Source organism: Roseovarius arcticus, assembly GCF_006125015.1.
GTDB classification, from domain to species: domain Bacteria; phylum Pseudomonadota; class Alphaproteobacteria; order Rhodobacterales; family Rhodobacteraceae; genus Roseovarius; species Roseovarius arcticus.
Genome location: NZ_SZZN01000001.1, coordinates 2,855,308 through 2,869,650, shown reverse-complemented (window position 1 = coordinate 2,869,650; position 14,343 = coordinate 2,855,308). Strand labels below are relative to the sequence as shown.

The following is a 14,343-nucleotide window of genomic DNA, read 5'->3' as shown; positions in this document are numbered from 1 at the left end:
GCGGTTAGATATTTTTCACAATGCGGAAAATCCAAATGAAACCCACTGGTAAAAACGTTCAATCTGTTCAGCGCGCTATCAAGCTGATGAAGCTGTTGGCACGTTCTGACGAAGGCCACCGTGTCAGCGACCTGGCGAGAGACGCCGGCCTCGCGGTTTCGACGACGCATCGTCTGCTGACGACGCTGGAAATAGAGTGCTATGCACAGTTTGATGTAGGTCGGTCCCTCTGGCATGTCGGGCGCGAAGCCTACTCAGTTGGCTCAGCGTACATCCAGAAGTACAATTTCATCGCTCCGGCCTTACCCTTCCTGCGAAAGTTGCGGGACGATACTCGCGAGACGGTGAACCTTGGGGTGTTAGACAATGATGAGCTGGTCACGATTTTGCAGGTGGAAAGTCGGGAAATTGTTCGCGCAATTTCGCCTGCTGGAGGACGCGTTCCGGCCTCTTGTTCCGGCATGGGCAAGGCCATTCTCGCCACGTGGAACGATGCGCAAATTGCTGATTTCACAGAGCGCACCGGTTTTCACCCTATGACGCCCCGATCTCATCGCCAGCTTGAGACTTTAATGGACGACATAATGCGTATCCGAGATGAGGGTTTCGCCGTGGACAACGAGGAGCATGCAACGGGGTTACGCTGCGTGGCGTCCGTAGTGTGGTCTCGAACCGGCGATGCGATTTGCGCAATCTCCGTATCGGCGCACTCCGCGCGAATGAGTTCGAAGCATGTCGAGATCGTAGGAAGCAAGCTTCGCATTGTTGCAGACGCCCTAACAACCTGCCTGACTGGCAGTCCAAGCAAAAATAATTCGACAATGCGTAAAATCTAAATGGATGCCTTTCATGACTTGAATTGCCGCTTGCTTTTTTGATCCGCTCTACTCATTCCGCACGAAACTGGCGCAATGCAAAGGCGATCGGCACCCTTGTTAATCCGGCACTAAAACCTCCCGAAACGTAGCGGACTGAAGCCCGAAATATCAATACATGCTGGCTTGCCCTGCACCAGCTCAGTAACAATTCGCCCAGCGACGGCACCGAGGGTCAACCCGATATGCTGATGCCCGAACGCGAATATCACTCGATTAGAACTTGGCGAAGGGCCAATTACCGGCAATGAGTCCGGAAATGTTGGACGATAGCCGAGCCATGGATTCTCAGGAGCGCCAAGAGACCCGAACATCTCGACGGATTTTCGTTGCAATAAAGAGGTATTCTTGTAGTTAAACGGCGCATCCAGCGCCGCTATTTCCACAGTTCCGGCAAATCGCAAACCCTGCGCCATCGGAGTCGCATAAAGCCCTGCCTCCGCCCAGCCAACGGGCCGTGAAATTAGCCCTCCATGTTTAGGGTAAACGATATTGTACCCACGCTCGACACCGAGTGGTAGCTTCTCAGCGCCTGTTCCTCGAATTTGAGTAGAAAAGGCCCCTGCCGTCAAAGCAAAATGCCCACCACGAACGTCTGTCCCATCTCCAAGTTCAATCGTGACGCCATCATCATCTGTGCTTACTTCATGAATATGTGTCTGTTTCCAATCACCACCTAGATCCAAGTATCGCCAGTGCATTCTCATTACGAGTTCTTGAGGGTCAAGGACATGGCGGGCGCCCCGAAATCTAAGGCCTTGGTGGATTGCCCCCTGGATGGCAGGCTCAATGTTCCGGCCATTGACAGCACTTAACGAATCAAACTCTACACCATTTCGTTTTCTCATGGAATTTCCATCACAGGCAGCATCAAATCCTGATTTTGTGGACCAAATGTAAAGACAATCATTTTGAATAAGCAGGTCTTCGGCCTGACACTCCGATACCAAAATATCCAAGCTCTCATCAGTGTGTGCGAGGAGCGCGCCAAGGGTTGCACTAATCTTCTGCACCCGGGACGTCCGGCAATTCGACAAAAACGAAAGCATCCAACGCGGATTCTGCAGCGCATACTTCCAACTAAAACTTAAAGGGCTATCCGAACTGCTTAGAAGGCTTGGAAGTGAAGCAAAGTTCGACGGACTGTTGATTGGCGCGCTTGCATATGTTGCAATTGTGCAGGCTGACCCTGCAGTGGTGCCTGAACCGGGAGAATTTCTGTCGCAAAAGGTGGACCACTTCAGTGTGGGCATTCCACGCAGAGCAGCACTCCACAATCTTCTCGTGCCTTGGCGGGGGTACATTCACCTGAATCTAACGTCTGCTTAGTCCCGCAGTGCAGACCTTGGTCTGCCAGTTTGTCCAGCTTACTGCCAACCCGCTTTTAACCCGCTCACTCGGCCAGCAGAAGGTTACGGTGGAGCATGTGACGGTGAACTCGGGAGGGCAGGCCATTGTCGGGGCTGTGGCGCAAGGGGGGAGGGGTGGCAACAGAAAGTAACGCCAACCCCATGCACAAGGCTCACAGCGCCCTCAGATGCGCAGCAAAGGCAAAGACAACGGGTAATAAGTGCAAGGCCCCGGCACGGAGGGGCTGGAAAGTGTGCTGGATGCATGGCGCAGGCGGCGGGTAACACCGAAGCAACTGCGTTGGGCTATAATTGATTTTCGTAGGAAATGACGCCATTTTATGTTACGACTTCTCATCGAAGACAGTCTGAGTCGCTTCAATTCTAGGCATACCCTTTTACTCAAGCGTCCATGAGATTCTTCGAAGAACCGCCGCTGAAATGCGGCGGTTTTCGGTTTCATAATGTTGGATATGTTAGCAAATCCCGGAGCCATCAATACAGTCTCGATAGAATAGATCTTCGTCTCGAAGTCATGACAACACCACGTTCCGGCAACCCGTCCAACCTTGGACATTTGAAAAGTAAAATCTGCTTTCAGAATAACAATTTAACAATTGTTGGTTGAGCAACCGTGATGTAATATTGGTATATTCCTCAGCCACTGCTTCAAGTCGGAGGCCGTCATGTATCGCACTATTCTGCTGGCTTATGATGGGACCATTGAGGGACGACTTGCCCTGCGCGAAGGCGCGCGCCTAGCGCAGATTTGTGGAGCTCGGTTGGTGCTCCTGGCTGTCGTGGAGCCCGTGCCTGATCATTTCTATGGTGGTGAAGGTGCGGTCTACATCCCGCCAGACAAGACTGACGACATTCAGAAGATCCTCGACGAAGGCTTGGAACGTCTGGCCCGTATGGGCCTGAGTGCCGAGGCGCGTCTGGAAACGGGTCGACCCGCAGAGTGGATCGCCGTCGTAGCGCAAGAAACTATGGCTGATCTAGTCGTCGTCGGGCATCACAAACTGGGAGTGCTGGAAAGATGGCTGCGTGGGTCAGTCACAAAACTCCTGAGCGACAACCTGACTTGCAGCCTACTAGTCGCACGTCTTGAAATATCCGACGACGACCTGTTCAAAGCGACTGCGGCTGTTTCGCCAGATCAATGAGTTTGCTTCGACAGCCAGCGATTACAGCTTCCAGGTGTCGAAGATCAGGGCTCTGGCCTGTTCGTCGACGCATTCGTTGAAGTTGGCACCACTTCGCTATTGGGCGGTGCTGTCAGACTAATGCGAACTCGCCTCAGTTGTTCAACCTTGGGTATCCGTTAGCCTGTAAGAAAGCCGCGCCACTCAGGGAGGGCGGTAGCGCAGTCGTACTTGAAAAAATCTGTTTGCTGGAACCGTTGCCGTCTCGCACAAGCACCGTCGCTTCCTCTATGCTGTGAATGTAGTGCCAGTATCGATAAGGAATCCAAGGCTAGAGCCGTGCAAAGCAATGGCCAAAGAGCCGAGCAAAACTTGGTCGCTTTCATTTCTGAAGTGGGATTGGGCTACACTTTGCGCGCATCCACAATTCCGAAAATTCGACCTGACAGGAGGGGACGAAATCTCTATCGCGTCCTGATCTGGACGGGGCGGATTAGCGAATTTTACGCGCGGGCATATCAGAGAAGAAAAGTTGAAAGCGGTCTGAGCGCTTCCCAAGCATTTTTTCTATGTGGGGTATGTTGTGGGGTAGATGTTTGAAATCGCTAGATTAGTCAATGATTTCGACAGCAGGTGGCAGCCCGTAGGGGAATCGAACCCCTCTTTCCAGGTTGAAAACCTGGCGTCCTAACCGATAGACGAACGGGCCACGCGCTGTGTGAGGCGGTTCGTAGGGAAAACCGCGCCCCTGCGCAAGGGGGTTTATGCATCTTATCGTGACTGCGGACCGAAATGTGCCCGGCGCGCCTAAACCTGGGCCGGAGATCAGGCGCGGGCGGCGTCCTCTAGGCGCAACTGTGCGGTTTGGCGGCCGCGCCAGACATTTAGCTCTAGCCGGCCAGCCAAATGAAAACGTGCGCCCCCATGATCCTCAAGTGCGGTGCCTAGCGGGCCGTCGAAGGCGCCAAAAGCGATCGCCTCCAGTTGCGGTCCGGTACCGTCGCCAAAGCGGATTTTGAGGTGACGTTCGCCGACGCGCTTGGCGAATGTGATCTGCATCTGAGCAAAGACGTGACGCGGCGCAGGCGATCCGGCACCAAAGGGGCCAGCGGCAGCGAGCTGCGCGATTAACTCAGGCGTTGCTGCGCCGGGCATCAACAGGCCGTCCAGCGTCAAATCTGCCACGCCGCCTGTGCCTGCGCCTTGCTTGGCTAGCAATTCAGCGAGGCGGTTCATGGCAGGCTCTAACTGATCTCGTGCCACGGTCAGCCCGGCGGCCATTTTGTGCCCGCCGCCTTTTATCAGCAGGCCCTCCGCGGTAAGGCGCTGTATTGCGGCGCCCAGATCGACGCCGCTGATCGAGCGGCCTGACCCCTTGCCGATATCGCCGTCAAAGCCGATGACGATGGCGGGGCGGTTGGCCGCCTCCTTGAGGCGGCTGGCGACGATGCCGACCACGCCGGGATGCCAGCCCTCGCTGGCGGCCCAGACAAGCGGTTCGTCCAGCCCGCGCGCCTCTGCCTGCGCCATGGCGGCGGCCTGCACGCCTGCCTCAATTTCGCGGCGCTCGGCGTTTAGCTGGTCGAGACGCTCGGCCATCGCTTGCGCCTCGTGCGGCACGCTACAGGCCAGCAGACGCGCACCCAGATCAGCGCGCCCCACGCGCCCGCCCGCGTTGACGCGCGGCCCCATGATAAAGCCGAGGTGATAGGCGGCTGGCGCGCTGTCCATCCTCCCGACATCGGCCAGCGCCACCAGACCGGGCCGTTCGCGCCGGGCCATGACGCGCAGGCCCTGCCGCACGAAGGCCCGATTAACCCCGATCAGAGGCGCCACGTCAGCGACGGTCGCCAGCGCGACCAGATCCAGCATCGCCATTAGATCCGGACCTTTGCGGCCCGCCTCGCGCAATTGGCGACCCGCCTCGACCAGCATCAGGAACACAACAGCGGCAGCGCACAAGTGTGCCAGATCGCCGCTTTCGTCCTGCCGGTTGGGGTTTACCACGGCTAGCGCTTCGGGCAGCGTTTCGCCCCCTAGGTGATGGTCGAGGATGACGACGTCGGCGCCCTTGGCAGCGGCGACTGGCCCATGGCTTAGCGTGCCGCAGTCTACGCAAACAATCAGATCGTGATCGCCAGCCAGCGCAGACATAGCCTCGTCATTTGGGCCGTACCCCTCATCAATGCGGTCGGGTACATAAAGCGTCGCTTCGCGCCCCATCTGGCGCAGCCAGTCGATCAGCAGAGCGGCGCTGGTGCCGCCATCCACATCGTAGTCGGCAAAGATCGCGATACGCTGGCGTGCATTGACCGCTTCGAGAAAGCGGGCGGCTGCTTTTTCCATATCCAGTAGCGAGCGGGGATCGGGGAGCAGGTCGCGCAACTGCGGCGCCAGATAGGCCGCCGCATCCTCAGGCGCGACGCCGCGACGGGCCAGCGCCATCGAGACGGGCAGGGGTAGCCCGGCAGCCTGCGCCATCGCCTCGGCAGCGCGGTCCAGCAACTGTGTGGGGCCACTCCAGCGCCGCCCGGTCAGCGACACCTCAACGTCTAGAAAGGCCGTCACGTTTGCGCGTCTTTCAGTTCTATTGAAATACTCATGTCCTGCGCCTTATCCAAGACGCAGGGAAATGTCCCGAAGAATTGCGCCGCAGTCGGCGTCTATTCGGCGGCAGCGTACGCTTGAGCGTCGACATCGTAGGCGCGATAATTTCGCTGCGTGTTGATCGAGTCGGCGACATGTTTGGCGTCGTGCCACACGCCCCAGATAAAGGACGATCCGCGCCGAGACAGCCAAGGCAGCCCGAGGAAATATACGCCCGGCTCTGTCGACACGCCGCGCTGGTGCGCGGGCTTGCCCGCCGCGTCGAAGGCATTTACCTGCAGCCAGCTGTAATCCAGCGCGTATCCCGTGGCCCAAATTATCGAGGTGATGTCGGCCTCTGCCAGATTCAGACTGCGGATCGGTGCGTTGATGCTGTCTGGGTCCGGGGCAAATCGGCGTGCCTCCGGCTCGTCCGGCAGGTTCAGGCCGTTCCGCTCGGCATAGGCGTCGGCCTCGTCCAGAACGGACAGAAAATTAGCGTCGCCATGCCGGATCGCCTCGGCGAGGCCGGGGGCGAAATGCAGCTTGCCGTTCTCATACTCTTCGGTGCGCCCGACCAGCGTCAGCCCCTCGGCGGCCATGCGGCGAAAATCGACCGTCTCGCCCCCGTTGGCGCCGCTGACTGCGATGGCGACATGTTCGGTGCCAGGGGTCGGTGCGGCGATGTCCCATTTGCCCAGGACGCCCAGCCACCAGCAGAAATCGCGCCCACGATAGCTGCGCGGAGGGCGGTCATGAGGGCCGGCGGACAGATATACACGGCGTCCCGCGCGCATAATCTCGGCGGCGATCTGGGCACCGGACGCGCCCGCGCCCACGACCAGAACGGCCCCTTCGGGCATCTGGGCCGGGTTGCGGTACTTGTTGGAGTGGATCTGCATCACCGGCGCGTCGTCGGGCACGACATTTGGCATGACGGGCTTCTGAAATGGGCCAGTGGCCGCGACGACATTTTGCGCGATGATATCGCCTTGAGACGTCTCCACCAAAAAACCGGGCATGCCTTGACGCGCGGTGACGCGTTTCACCTCAACGCCGGTGCGGACGGGCGCGCCGATCTTGTCTGCGTATTCCACGAAATAATCTGCCACCCGCTCCTTGGGGGCGAAGGCGTTTGGATCGGTATCGTCAAATTTCAGACCAGGAAAGCGGTCGTGCCACGCCGGGCCATTCGCAACCAGAGAATCCCACCGCTCCGAGCGCCAGCGCTCGGCGATGCGGGCACGTTCCAGCACGACATGGTCAATGCCAAGGTTGCTCAGATGCTCGCTCATCGCGATGCCTGCCTGGCCACCGCCGACGACGACTGTGTCCACCTGTTCCGTTGCCATGTCATGCCCTTTCGCTTGATCAGGCAGACCTTAGGTGAAGCGCGCGCCGGGGCGAAATACGTTTTGTCGAACCAAGGCTTGAGTTTTTCCGATGGACCATCCGGCCGGCGGGCTTCGCCCTTGGGTGAGGGCGAAGCGGAGGCTTTATTTCACCGGATTGCGATACGTCATGCGCCGGACCGATCCGGTTTTGGAGCGCATAAGCACCGTCTCTGTCTCGACATAGCCAGGGCGCCGCTTGACGCCGCGCACCAGCGAGCCGTCCGTGACGCCGGTCGCGGCAAAGATCACGTCGCCGGTGACCATATCGTCGCGGGCATAGACCCGGTTCAGATCGGTAATGCCGGCTTTGGCCGCGCGGCCACGCTCGTCATCGTTGCGAAAGAGGAGCCTGCCCCAGATCTGGCCACCCATGCATTTCAGCGCCGATGCGGCCAGAACGCCCTCGGGCGCGCCGCCAGAGCCCATATACATGTCGATGCCCGTCATCTCGGCCTCGGCGCAGTGAATTACCCCTGCAACGTCACCGTCGGGGATCAGATAGACTGCGGCGCCCGTGGCGCGCACTTCGTCGATCATTTCCTGATGGCGAGGCCGCTCAAGGATGCAGACGGTCACTTCGGACGGCTTGCAACCCTTGGCACGGGCCAACGCCTCGACCCGCTCGCGCGGGGTCATGTCCAGCGAGACCACGTCCTTCGCGTAGCCCGGACCGATCGCCAGCTTGTCCATGTAGACGTCAGGCGCGTGCAGTAGGCTGCCGCGCTGAGCCATGGAAATCACGGTCAGCGCGTTCGGCATTGCCTTGGCGGTGAGGGTGGTGCCCTCTAGCGGGTCCAGCGCGATATCGACGCCGGGGCCGTCGCCTGTGCCGACCTCTTCGCCAATGAACAGCATCGGCGCCTCGTCACGCTCGCCCTCGCCGATAACGACCACGCCTTTGATGGCCAGCTTGTTCAGCTGTTCGCGCATCGCGTTGACGGCCATCTGGTCGGCGGCCTTTTCATCACCGCGCCCGATCAGATCGGCGCAGGCGAGGGCCGCGGCCTCGGACACGCGGGCCAGCCCGAGCGACAACATGCGGTCGTTGAAATCAGCGGTGTCGGTCATGGCAAGGTCCTTTGCGGGAAAAGTAGGCAGGTGTTCAGGTGTATCGGCGGCTTTGGCGCTGCACAAGTGGCAGGCAGGGTCAGACGTTTTCGATCCTCAGCGCGATGGGCGTGCCGGTGACAACGCCAAGGTGCGGAATCGCCTCTAGCGCGCGGGCCAGATCGTCGCGTCCAGCCTTGTGCGTGACGATCAGCACGGGCGCATCAGGGCCGGCATGATCGTACTGGCGCATCCGGTCGATGGAAATTCCGGCCTCGCCCAGTGCGGTCGCTACCTTGGCCAGCGCGCCGGGGCGGTCCGCCAGTGACATGCGCAGATAGTAAGGCGCGGGCGTGCCTGCTGCGGCGGGCTGCGCACGTTCAAGGCTGGCAGCAGGGCGACCAAATACTGGCATGCGAAAGCCGCGCGCGATGTCCATGACGTCGCCCATAACGGCGCTGGCGGTGGGGCCCATGCCCGCGCCGGGGCCGCGCAGTACGACCTGCTCGACGTTGTCGCCCTCAAGCACGACCATATTCGTGCCGCCCTCTAGCTGGCCCAGCGGACTGCTTGCAGGGACGAGGCAGGGCGTCATGCGCTGCTCCAAGCCGCGGCCAGTCATCTGGGCGACGCCGAGTAGCTTAATCCGAAAACCCATGTCGGCGGCGTGATTGATATCCTCGATAGTAATCGCGCCGATGCCCTCCATCTCAACCGATCCGAAGTCGACCTGCGTGCCAAATGCGATGGCCGCCAACAGCGCCAGCTTGTGCGCGGCGTCGATACCGCCCACGTCCAGCTGCGGGTCCGCTTCTAGATAGCCCAGATCGGACGCCTCCTGAAACACCTCGTCGTAGGCCAAGCCTGCAGATTGCATCCGTGTCAGGATGTAATTGCAGGTGCCGTTCATCACGCCCATCACGCGGGTCATGTCATTGCCGGCCAGCCCCTCGGTCAGCGCCTTGACCACCGGGATGCCGCCCGCGACAGCCGCCTCAAAGCGGATAACGCGGCCTGCGGCCTCGGCGGTCAGCGCCAGTGCGTGACCGTGATGGGCCAAAAGCGCCTTGTTCGCGGTGACGACGTCCTTACCGGCCGCTATTGCAGCCTCAACAGCATCCTTGGCAGGTCCGTTATCGCCGCCGATCAGCTCTACGAACACGTCAACGTCGTCGCGTTGGGCGAGGGCGACGGGATCATCCTCCCATGCGTAGCCCGACAGATTCACACCGCGATCCTTGCCGCGCGTACGGGCCGAAACGGCGCCGATCGCAATGGGCCGTCCGGCGCGGGCGGTCAGTAGGTCGGCCTTTTGGCGGATGATGCGCACAACACCGGTGCCGACAGTGCCCAATCCGGCGATACCGAGGCGCAGGGGATCTGTCATGGCGTAGTCTCCGAATTTTATGGTGTTTGCGAGTTACAAGGTCTGCCGCGCGACCTACAGGCAAAGGCGAAGGCGTGCAACGCGGGTTTCGCTATTGGCGCACGCCTGCCTGCATTCGTGCGCGTGTCGCATCGTCGATCACGCTGCCGCGCAAACGGTCTGCACGCGCCTCTAGTCGGGCAATGCGCGCCTCGATCGTGGACACGGTATCGGGGGCGATGTTGCTGGTGTTCAACCGTGCCTGAAGCCCCCCCAGCGGGACCAGATCAGGGTAGGGCGCAGCGCGTGCGGCATTGGTGACCGAGGCGTCCAACTCGGGAAACTGCGTGCAGCTGGACAGGGCGCCGACAAGGCCAAGCGCGGCAATCAGGGCAAGAGGTTTTCGCATCGGGGCCATCTGTCGTCCATTCGGGTCGCGCCCTTCTTGCCACTCTTGGGGCATGCGGGGCAAGATGGTGTTGACGCTGCGGACGCGGGAAACGGCGCGCGCAGCGTCGCAAATGGCTGCGACGTTGTCGGCCCAAGCGATACGTTAGCCGATGTAACCATAGATGGAGCACGCGATGAAGACTGGATTCATAGGGCTGGGCAATGCCGGCGGCAAACTGGCGGGCAGTCTGCTGAGAAACGGCATTGAGTTGATTGTGCATGATCTTGACCCTGCGCTGGTCGACGGGTTCGCCCGGCGCGGTGCGGCGCCGGGCGGCGACCCGGCGGCGATGATGCAGGATTGCGATACGATCATCACCTGCCTGCCCAGCCCTGCCGCCAGCGATGCTGTGATGCGCCTGATGCTACCCCATACCGGGCCGGGCAAGACATGGATCGAAATGTCGACCACCGATCCCTCCGAAGTGCGGCGCCTGGGGGCGCTGATGATCGCTGCTGGGGCGTCAGCCGCCGATTGCCCAGTGTCGGGCGGTTGTCACCGCGCCGATACCGGCAATATCAGTATATTCGCGGGCTGCGACCGCGCTACGTTTGACCGAATCCTGCCGCTGCTGACGATCATGGGCCGCAGGGTGCTGCATACCGGCGATCTGGGCGCTGCATCGGTGCTGAAGGTGATGACGAACTATTTAGCTACCGCCAACCTGCTGACGCTGTGCGAGGCGCTGACTGTGATGAAGGCGGCCGGCGCTGATATGGCCACGACATATGAGGCGATCGCGATATCGTCCGGCACGTCGTTTGTGCACGAGACGGAAAGCCAGTTGATTCTGTCGGGGTCGCGCGACGTTAATTTCACGATGGATCTCGTGCAAAAGGATATTGGACTTTTTCAAGCGCTGGCAGATGCGCATAACGTGCCGCTGGAAATTTCGCCCCTCGTAATCGACATGATGACGGACGGCCAGCGCCGCTATGGAACGCGTGCGCAATCAGACATGATGATCGCCCGGCTGGAGGAGGCGACGGGGCTGGATGTGACGGCGCCCGGTTTTCCCGCTGAGTTGATCGACGACGAGCCCGAGGCGCGCGGCGAGGAAATTGTGCCGCGCCGCTAGAGGGTACAAAGAGGCAGGCCAGGCGCTGAATCAGTTCAGCGTCTGGCCTTGGTGGTACCAATCAAGAACAGCAGTGGCGCCGATTAGCTGTTATCCCAGTTTATTTGTGGCGCAAAGCGCGGGCTGGTGACCACGTGAGTCGCGACATCCATCTCATCGCCGAACCACACGTCGAACATAGGCGGATATTCCGAAAGGCTGTCGACGATGATCAATTCCTCGCCGTCACGCATCATCGGCAGCGTGGCATGCGCGGTCTTGACGTCCGCAGTCGTCAGCGCGTTCAACGAGGTCGTGCCGCGCACCTCGCTCCACTTTACGGAATACTCATCCTCGTCCGAATCGTACTTGATCACTGACACGCGCAGGGCGTTTTCGCCATTGTCGTTGGCTATCGTGTCAAACACCGATTTGGCGTTGTTGAGGTAGGTAGGCGTGATCGGCAGCATCTCTCGCGAGATCATGTCTGCGATGGTGTAGCTCGCCTTGTCGCGGGCGCTGTGATAGCGGTGCACCTCAAAGAATTCGTATGTCGCGCCAATCCCCCAGATCAGTATGGGAAGGGTGATGACCGCCTCGACCATGACAGAGCCACGCTCGTCATTGCGGAACCTGGAGAGCCAGGATTTCATATCAATTCGGACCATCTTACAAAGGCTCCTGAACGAAGGCGGACATCGTCACGATTGCGATCTGTCCACTGCTATCCTGGTTCATGGCACGTGCCAGATGCCACGTCGGGAAAATGGGGTCGTATTTGGCGCAGGCCCGCAGGAACATCAGCTGGTTTTGCTGGCCGGGGGTAAAAGACAGCACTGGTGCGCCCTCTTCTTCCTTGTCGGTGCACATCGCCTCACCACCGAGGGTGGTCAGATTGCGCATGTCCGTCGGCACCATTTCAAGGCGCACGCTGCTTTCGCAGTTTGGGATGATGATGGCCTCGTCGCAAATGCGTTTTTTGATTGCGTCATGTGTCGGCGCGGTGCCGGTGCCAAGGCGGATGTCGCGCACGGCGATGTCCAGTCCCCGCTCCAGCATGGTTTGCCGCAGCGTGATAAAGCTTAGCTCCAGCGACATAACCATCAGTGCCAGATAGATCGGCACGATGATCATAAACTCGACCGACGCGTTCCCGTCCTCGCGGTTCACCAGGCGCTTTAAGCGCCCGGTGATGCCATGGATGGGGCGCATCATTGTGTTAGCCTCAGGTTGACCACGTTCGATGCGATCGAGCTGAAGGCATCCGTGATGTCGATCCCATTGGCGCGGTAGTAGTGCGCGTCCGATGTCGCGCATTTCTTTAGCTCTCTCTCTGCGGTGCCGTCACTAGGCACCTCAAAGCCGATGGTATAGACGACCACGCCCTGATTTTTGATGGCGGTGCAGATATTGCTCATCTGCGCGTCCTTCTCCGAGCCTTGGACCCGGTTCGAGTAACTCTCGAATTCGTCCTCTGCGACTCCGTAGCCATTTTCCTTGTCCATGAAGTCTGGGCTCATCTTGCCCCACGCCTGTTCCCAAGTCTTTTGGTCGTGCGACTGGAACCCGTCGGAAGTGAGCAGCTCGTTGAACTCCCAGGTCTCCAGACGTTCGCCTGTATCGAGGTTCTTGTATTTATTGTCGTCGGGATCGTAGAGGAAATACGAGGAGTGACTGACCGCCGAGTATACGCATTCCCAGTCTTTCTTGGTGCAATAAGACTCGTCGTCCTTGCGTTTGTTCGATTTGTATTTGTTGTAGGCATACTCGAACTCAAGCTCATCCCATTCGACGTAGTGTAGGTAGGAGTTCGGACCCCGAAAGCTGCTGTTCAGGGGGAATTGGTTTGAATATGTGTTCTGACCGTCGCCCATCATAACGATGACCTTCAGCGTCTCGGCCTCATTGTAGGGGGAGGGCACGTCGCCGACGCGGTCATCCACCAGCTTAGTGCCGTCGGCGTCGGTCTTGCCATTAAGGGCCGTTTTAATAACCTCGAACTTGGGGTCCAGCAGCGCCGCGCCCCACTTCATTCCCATGTTGCCGGACGTATTGCCCTTTGCTTCCAGCGATTCGATCTTGGTATGCAGATCGCTTTCGCTGATTGAATAGGGCAGGATTTCCGCGTTCGGCTCATTATAGCAGGTGCGATATACATCGTTAAGGTTGTCGAAACCGTAGTCATATTCGGACGTATAGATCAGCTGTACCTGCTCTTCTTCGGGGTTGATCGCCGCGCTATTGAAGTCGTCGTTCGTGAATTGCAAGCAGGTCGAGTAATCGTGGCGAACGTCTACGTCGAGCGACACAATGATATTCTCGCCCGGCGAAACGTCCCAGCTAAACGGCACGATTGAGATAACCGCATCGCCCAAGGTCGAACTGTCGAGGATCGTTGTAACAAACTTCTTGCCGGCCTTCTTAAGGTTGACCAGCTTGCTGTTGCTGTCCATTGAACCGGACACGTCCAGCACCATCGACACTTCCAGCTTCGGCACGCGGCGCTCGGCGCTGGAGGCTGTGAAGGCGGTCAGTTGGTTCACGCCTGCCAGCTTCATCAAGTAGGTTTGCAAGGTCATATCGGCGCTTGCGCTGACCTTACTAGTGTTCACAGTTTGCACGATGTCGTCGTCGCCACCCTCGCCATCGTCGTCGATCTCATTCAGATAGGACGACATTTCCGCCTTGGCGAAGTAGTCCTCGACGATCTCTTTGGGTTTGGAGCCATACGGAGCGCCGGCGGCGGCAAGCACCGCGGTGTCCAGAGTATTCTGAAGGCGCGCCCGCTGCATCTCGTGGCGCATCACGTCGACGGCAACACCGCCCGCGATCAGCATCATGACCAGAAAGAACAGGGTGAACGCAACGACCGCGCCATCCTCATCCTGCCGGAACTGGCCGGCGCGGCGGTCTGCCTGACCTGTTGCCATGGCTATGAACTTGCGGGTTTTGGAACTCATATGTGTCACTGTGGTACCTCGCGTTGCCGTGGAACGGCGTTGTCTGAACGGAATGCGTTGCGAGAGTGATCGCCTATCAGTGTGGCCGAATTAGGGCCGAAAATGTTGAAAAT

12 protein-coding genes and 1 tRNA gene are annotated in these 14,343 nt (G+C 59.3%); 3 read left to right on the top strand and 10 right to left on the bottom strand.

Annotated elements, in window-relative coordinates; all coding sequences use genetic code 11:
- Nucleotides 1-35: 35 nt before the first annotated feature.
- Nucleotides 36-836: an IclR family transcriptional regulator gene (locus MK6180000_RS13735; protein ID WP_138935243.1), complete on the top strand. Its 801-nt coding sequence runs from the start codon at nucleotides 36-38 to the stop codon at nucleotides 834-836.
- A 110-nt stretch (nucleotides 837-946) separates the two neighbouring features.
- Here the strand turns inward: MK6180000_RS13735 and MK6180000_RS13730 are convergent, their stop codons facing one another.
- Nucleotides 947-2,128 (bottom strand): NAD(P)/FAD-dependent oxidoreductase, encoded by a 1,182-nt coding sequence (locus MK6180000_RS13730; protein ID WP_246040528.1) that lies wholly within the window; start codon nucleotides 2,126-2,128, stop codon nucleotides 947-949.
- A 782-nt stretch (nucleotides 2,129-2,910) separates the two neighbouring features.
- On the opposite strand from MK6180000_RS13730, the gene MK6180000_RS13725 reads away from it, so the two are divergent.
- A complete protein-coding gene (locus MK6180000_RS13725; protein WP_138935241.1) occupies nucleotides 2,911-3,390 on the top strand; it encodes a universal stress protein in 480 nt (159 codons plus the stop codon).
- A 613-nt stretch (nucleotides 3,391-4,003) separates the two neighbouring features.
- On the opposite strand, the gene MK6180000_RS13720 is transcribed toward MK6180000_RS13725, so the two are convergent.
- The 6 genes from MK6180000_RS13720 to MK6180000_RS13695 all read right to left on the bottom strand — a co-directional run bounded on the left by MK6180000_RS13720 (nucleotide 4,004) and on the right by MK6180000_RS13695 (nucleotide 10,171).
- A tRNA-Glu gene (locus MK6180000_RS13720) sits at nucleotides 4,004-4,078 on the bottom strand.
- 116 nt (nucleotides 4,079-4,194) lie between these two features.
- A complete protein-coding gene (gene recJ, locus MK6180000_RS13715) occupies nucleotides 4,195-5,937 on the bottom strand; it encodes a single-stranded-DNA-specific exonuclease RecJ (protein WP_246040527.1) in 1,743 nt (580 codons plus the stop codon).
- Between the two features lie 95 nt (nucleotides 5,938-6,032).
- Entirely contained in the window at nucleotides 6,033-7,307 is a 1,275-nt protein-coding gene (locus tag MK6180000_RS13710) for a flavin-containing monooxygenase (protein WP_138935240.1), read from the bottom strand.
- Between the two features lie 144 nt (nucleotides 7,308-7,451).
- Nucleotides 7,452-8,417 carry a class II fructose-bisphosphatase gene (glpX, locus tag MK6180000_RS13705; protein ID WP_138935239.1) on the bottom strand — a complete coding sequence of 322 codons (966 nt, stop codon included), beginning with the start codon at nucleotides 8,415-8,417 and terminating at the stop codon, nucleotides 7,452-7,454.
- Nucleotides 8,418-8,496: 79 nt separating this feature from the next.
- On the bottom strand, nucleotides 8,497-9,783 hold the full coding sequence (locus MK6180000_RS13700; RefSeq protein ID WP_138935238.1) for a homoserine dehydrogenase: 1,287 nt from the start codon (nucleotides 9,781-9,783) through the stop codon (nucleotides 8,497-8,499).
- A 91-nt stretch (nucleotides 9,784-9,874) separates the two neighbouring features.
- Complete coding sequence (locus tag MK6180000_RS13695; RefSeq protein WP_138935237.1) at nucleotides 9,875-10,171, bottom strand: hypothetical protein; 297 nt, start codon at nucleotides 10,169-10,171, stop codon at nucleotides 9,875-9,877.
- A 175-nt stretch (nucleotides 10,172-10,346) separates the two neighbouring features.
- On the opposite strand from MK6180000_RS13695, the gene MK6180000_RS13690 reads away from it, so the two are divergent.
- On the top strand, nucleotides 10,347-11,291 hold the full coding sequence (locus MK6180000_RS13690) for an NAD(P)-dependent oxidoreductase (protein ID WP_138935236.1): 945 nt from the start codon (nucleotides 10,347-10,349) through the stop codon (nucleotides 11,289-11,291).
- Between the two features lie 83 nt (nucleotides 11,292-11,374).
- Here MK6180000_RS13690 and MK6180000_RS13685 read toward each other — a convergent pair whose 3' ends face one another.
- Genes MK6180000_RS13685 through MK6180000_RS13675 form a run of 3 tightly spaced genes read right to left on the bottom strand, consistent with a single transcriptional unit; the run spans nucleotide 11,375 to nucleotide 14,230 of the window.
- A complete protein-coding gene (locus tag MK6180000_RS13685; RefSeq protein ID WP_138935235.1) occupies nucleotides 11,375-11,938 on the bottom strand; it encodes a TadE/TadG family type IV pilus assembly protein in 564 nt (187 codons plus the stop codon).
- A 1-nt stretch (nucleotide 11,939) separates the two neighbouring features.
- Entirely contained in the window at nucleotides 11,940-12,485 is a 546-nt protein-coding gene (locus tag MK6180000_RS13680) for a TadE/TadG family type IV pilus assembly protein (protein WP_246040526.1), read from the bottom strand.
- The gene (locus MK6180000_RS13675) at nucleotides 12,482-14,230 is read right to left on the bottom strand and encodes a TadE/TadG family type IV pilus assembly protein (protein ID WP_246040525.1); all 1,749 of its coding nucleotides are present in this window, start codon (nucleotides 14,228-14,230) and stop codon (nucleotides 12,482-12,484) included. The genes MK6180000_RS13680 and MK6180000_RS13675 overlap by 4 nt, the downstream gene beginning before the upstream one ends.
- Nucleotides 14,231-14,343: the final 113 nt, after the last annotated feature.

Excerpts from the sequence above, each read along its gene's own strand:
- MK6180000_RS13735 (WP_138935243.1), top strand. The coding sequence starts at position 36 with ATGAAACCCACTGGTAAAAACGTTCAATCTGTTCAGCGCGCTATCAAG.
- MK6180000_RS13730 (WP_246040528.1), bottom strand. The coding sequence starts at position 2,128 with ATGCCCACACTGAAGTGGTCCACCTTTTGCGACAGAAATTCTCCCGGT.
- MK6180000_RS13725 (WP_138935241.1), top strand. The coding sequence starts at position 2,911 with ATGTATCGCACTATTCTGCTGGCTTATGATGGGACCATTGAGGGACGA.
- MK6180000_RS13710 (WP_138935240.1), bottom strand. The coding sequence starts at position 7,307 with ATGGCAACGGAACAGGTGGACACAGTCGTCGTCGGCGGTGGCCAGGCA.
- glpX (WP_138935239.1), bottom strand. The coding sequence starts at position 8,417 with ATGACCGACACCGCTGATTTCAACGACCGCATGTTGTCGCTCGGGCTG.
- MK6180000_RS13700 (WP_138935238.1), bottom strand. The coding sequence starts at position 9,783 with ATGACAGATCCCCTGCGCCTCGGTATCGCCGGATTGGGCACTGTCGGC.
- MK6180000_RS13695 (WP_138935237.1), bottom strand. The coding sequence starts at position 10,171 with ATGCGAAAACCTCTTGCCCTGATTGCCGCGCTTGGCCTTGTCGGCGCC.
- MK6180000_RS13690 (WP_138935236.1), top strand. The coding sequence starts at position 10,347 with ATGAAGACTGGATTCATAGGGCTGGGCAATGCCGGCGGCAAACTGGCG.
- MK6180000_RS13685 (WP_138935235.1), bottom strand. The coding sequence starts at position 11,938 with ATGGTCCGAATTGATATGAAATCCTGGCTCTCCAGGTTCCGCAATGAC.
- MK6180000_RS13680 (WP_246040526.1), bottom strand. The coding sequence starts at position 12,485 with ATGATGCGCCCCATCCATGGCATCACCGGGCGCTTAAAGCGCCTGGTG.
- MK6180000_RS13675 (WP_246040525.1), bottom strand. The coding sequence starts at position 14,230 with ATGAGTTCCAAAACCCGCAAGTTCATAGCCATGGCAACAGGTCAGGCA.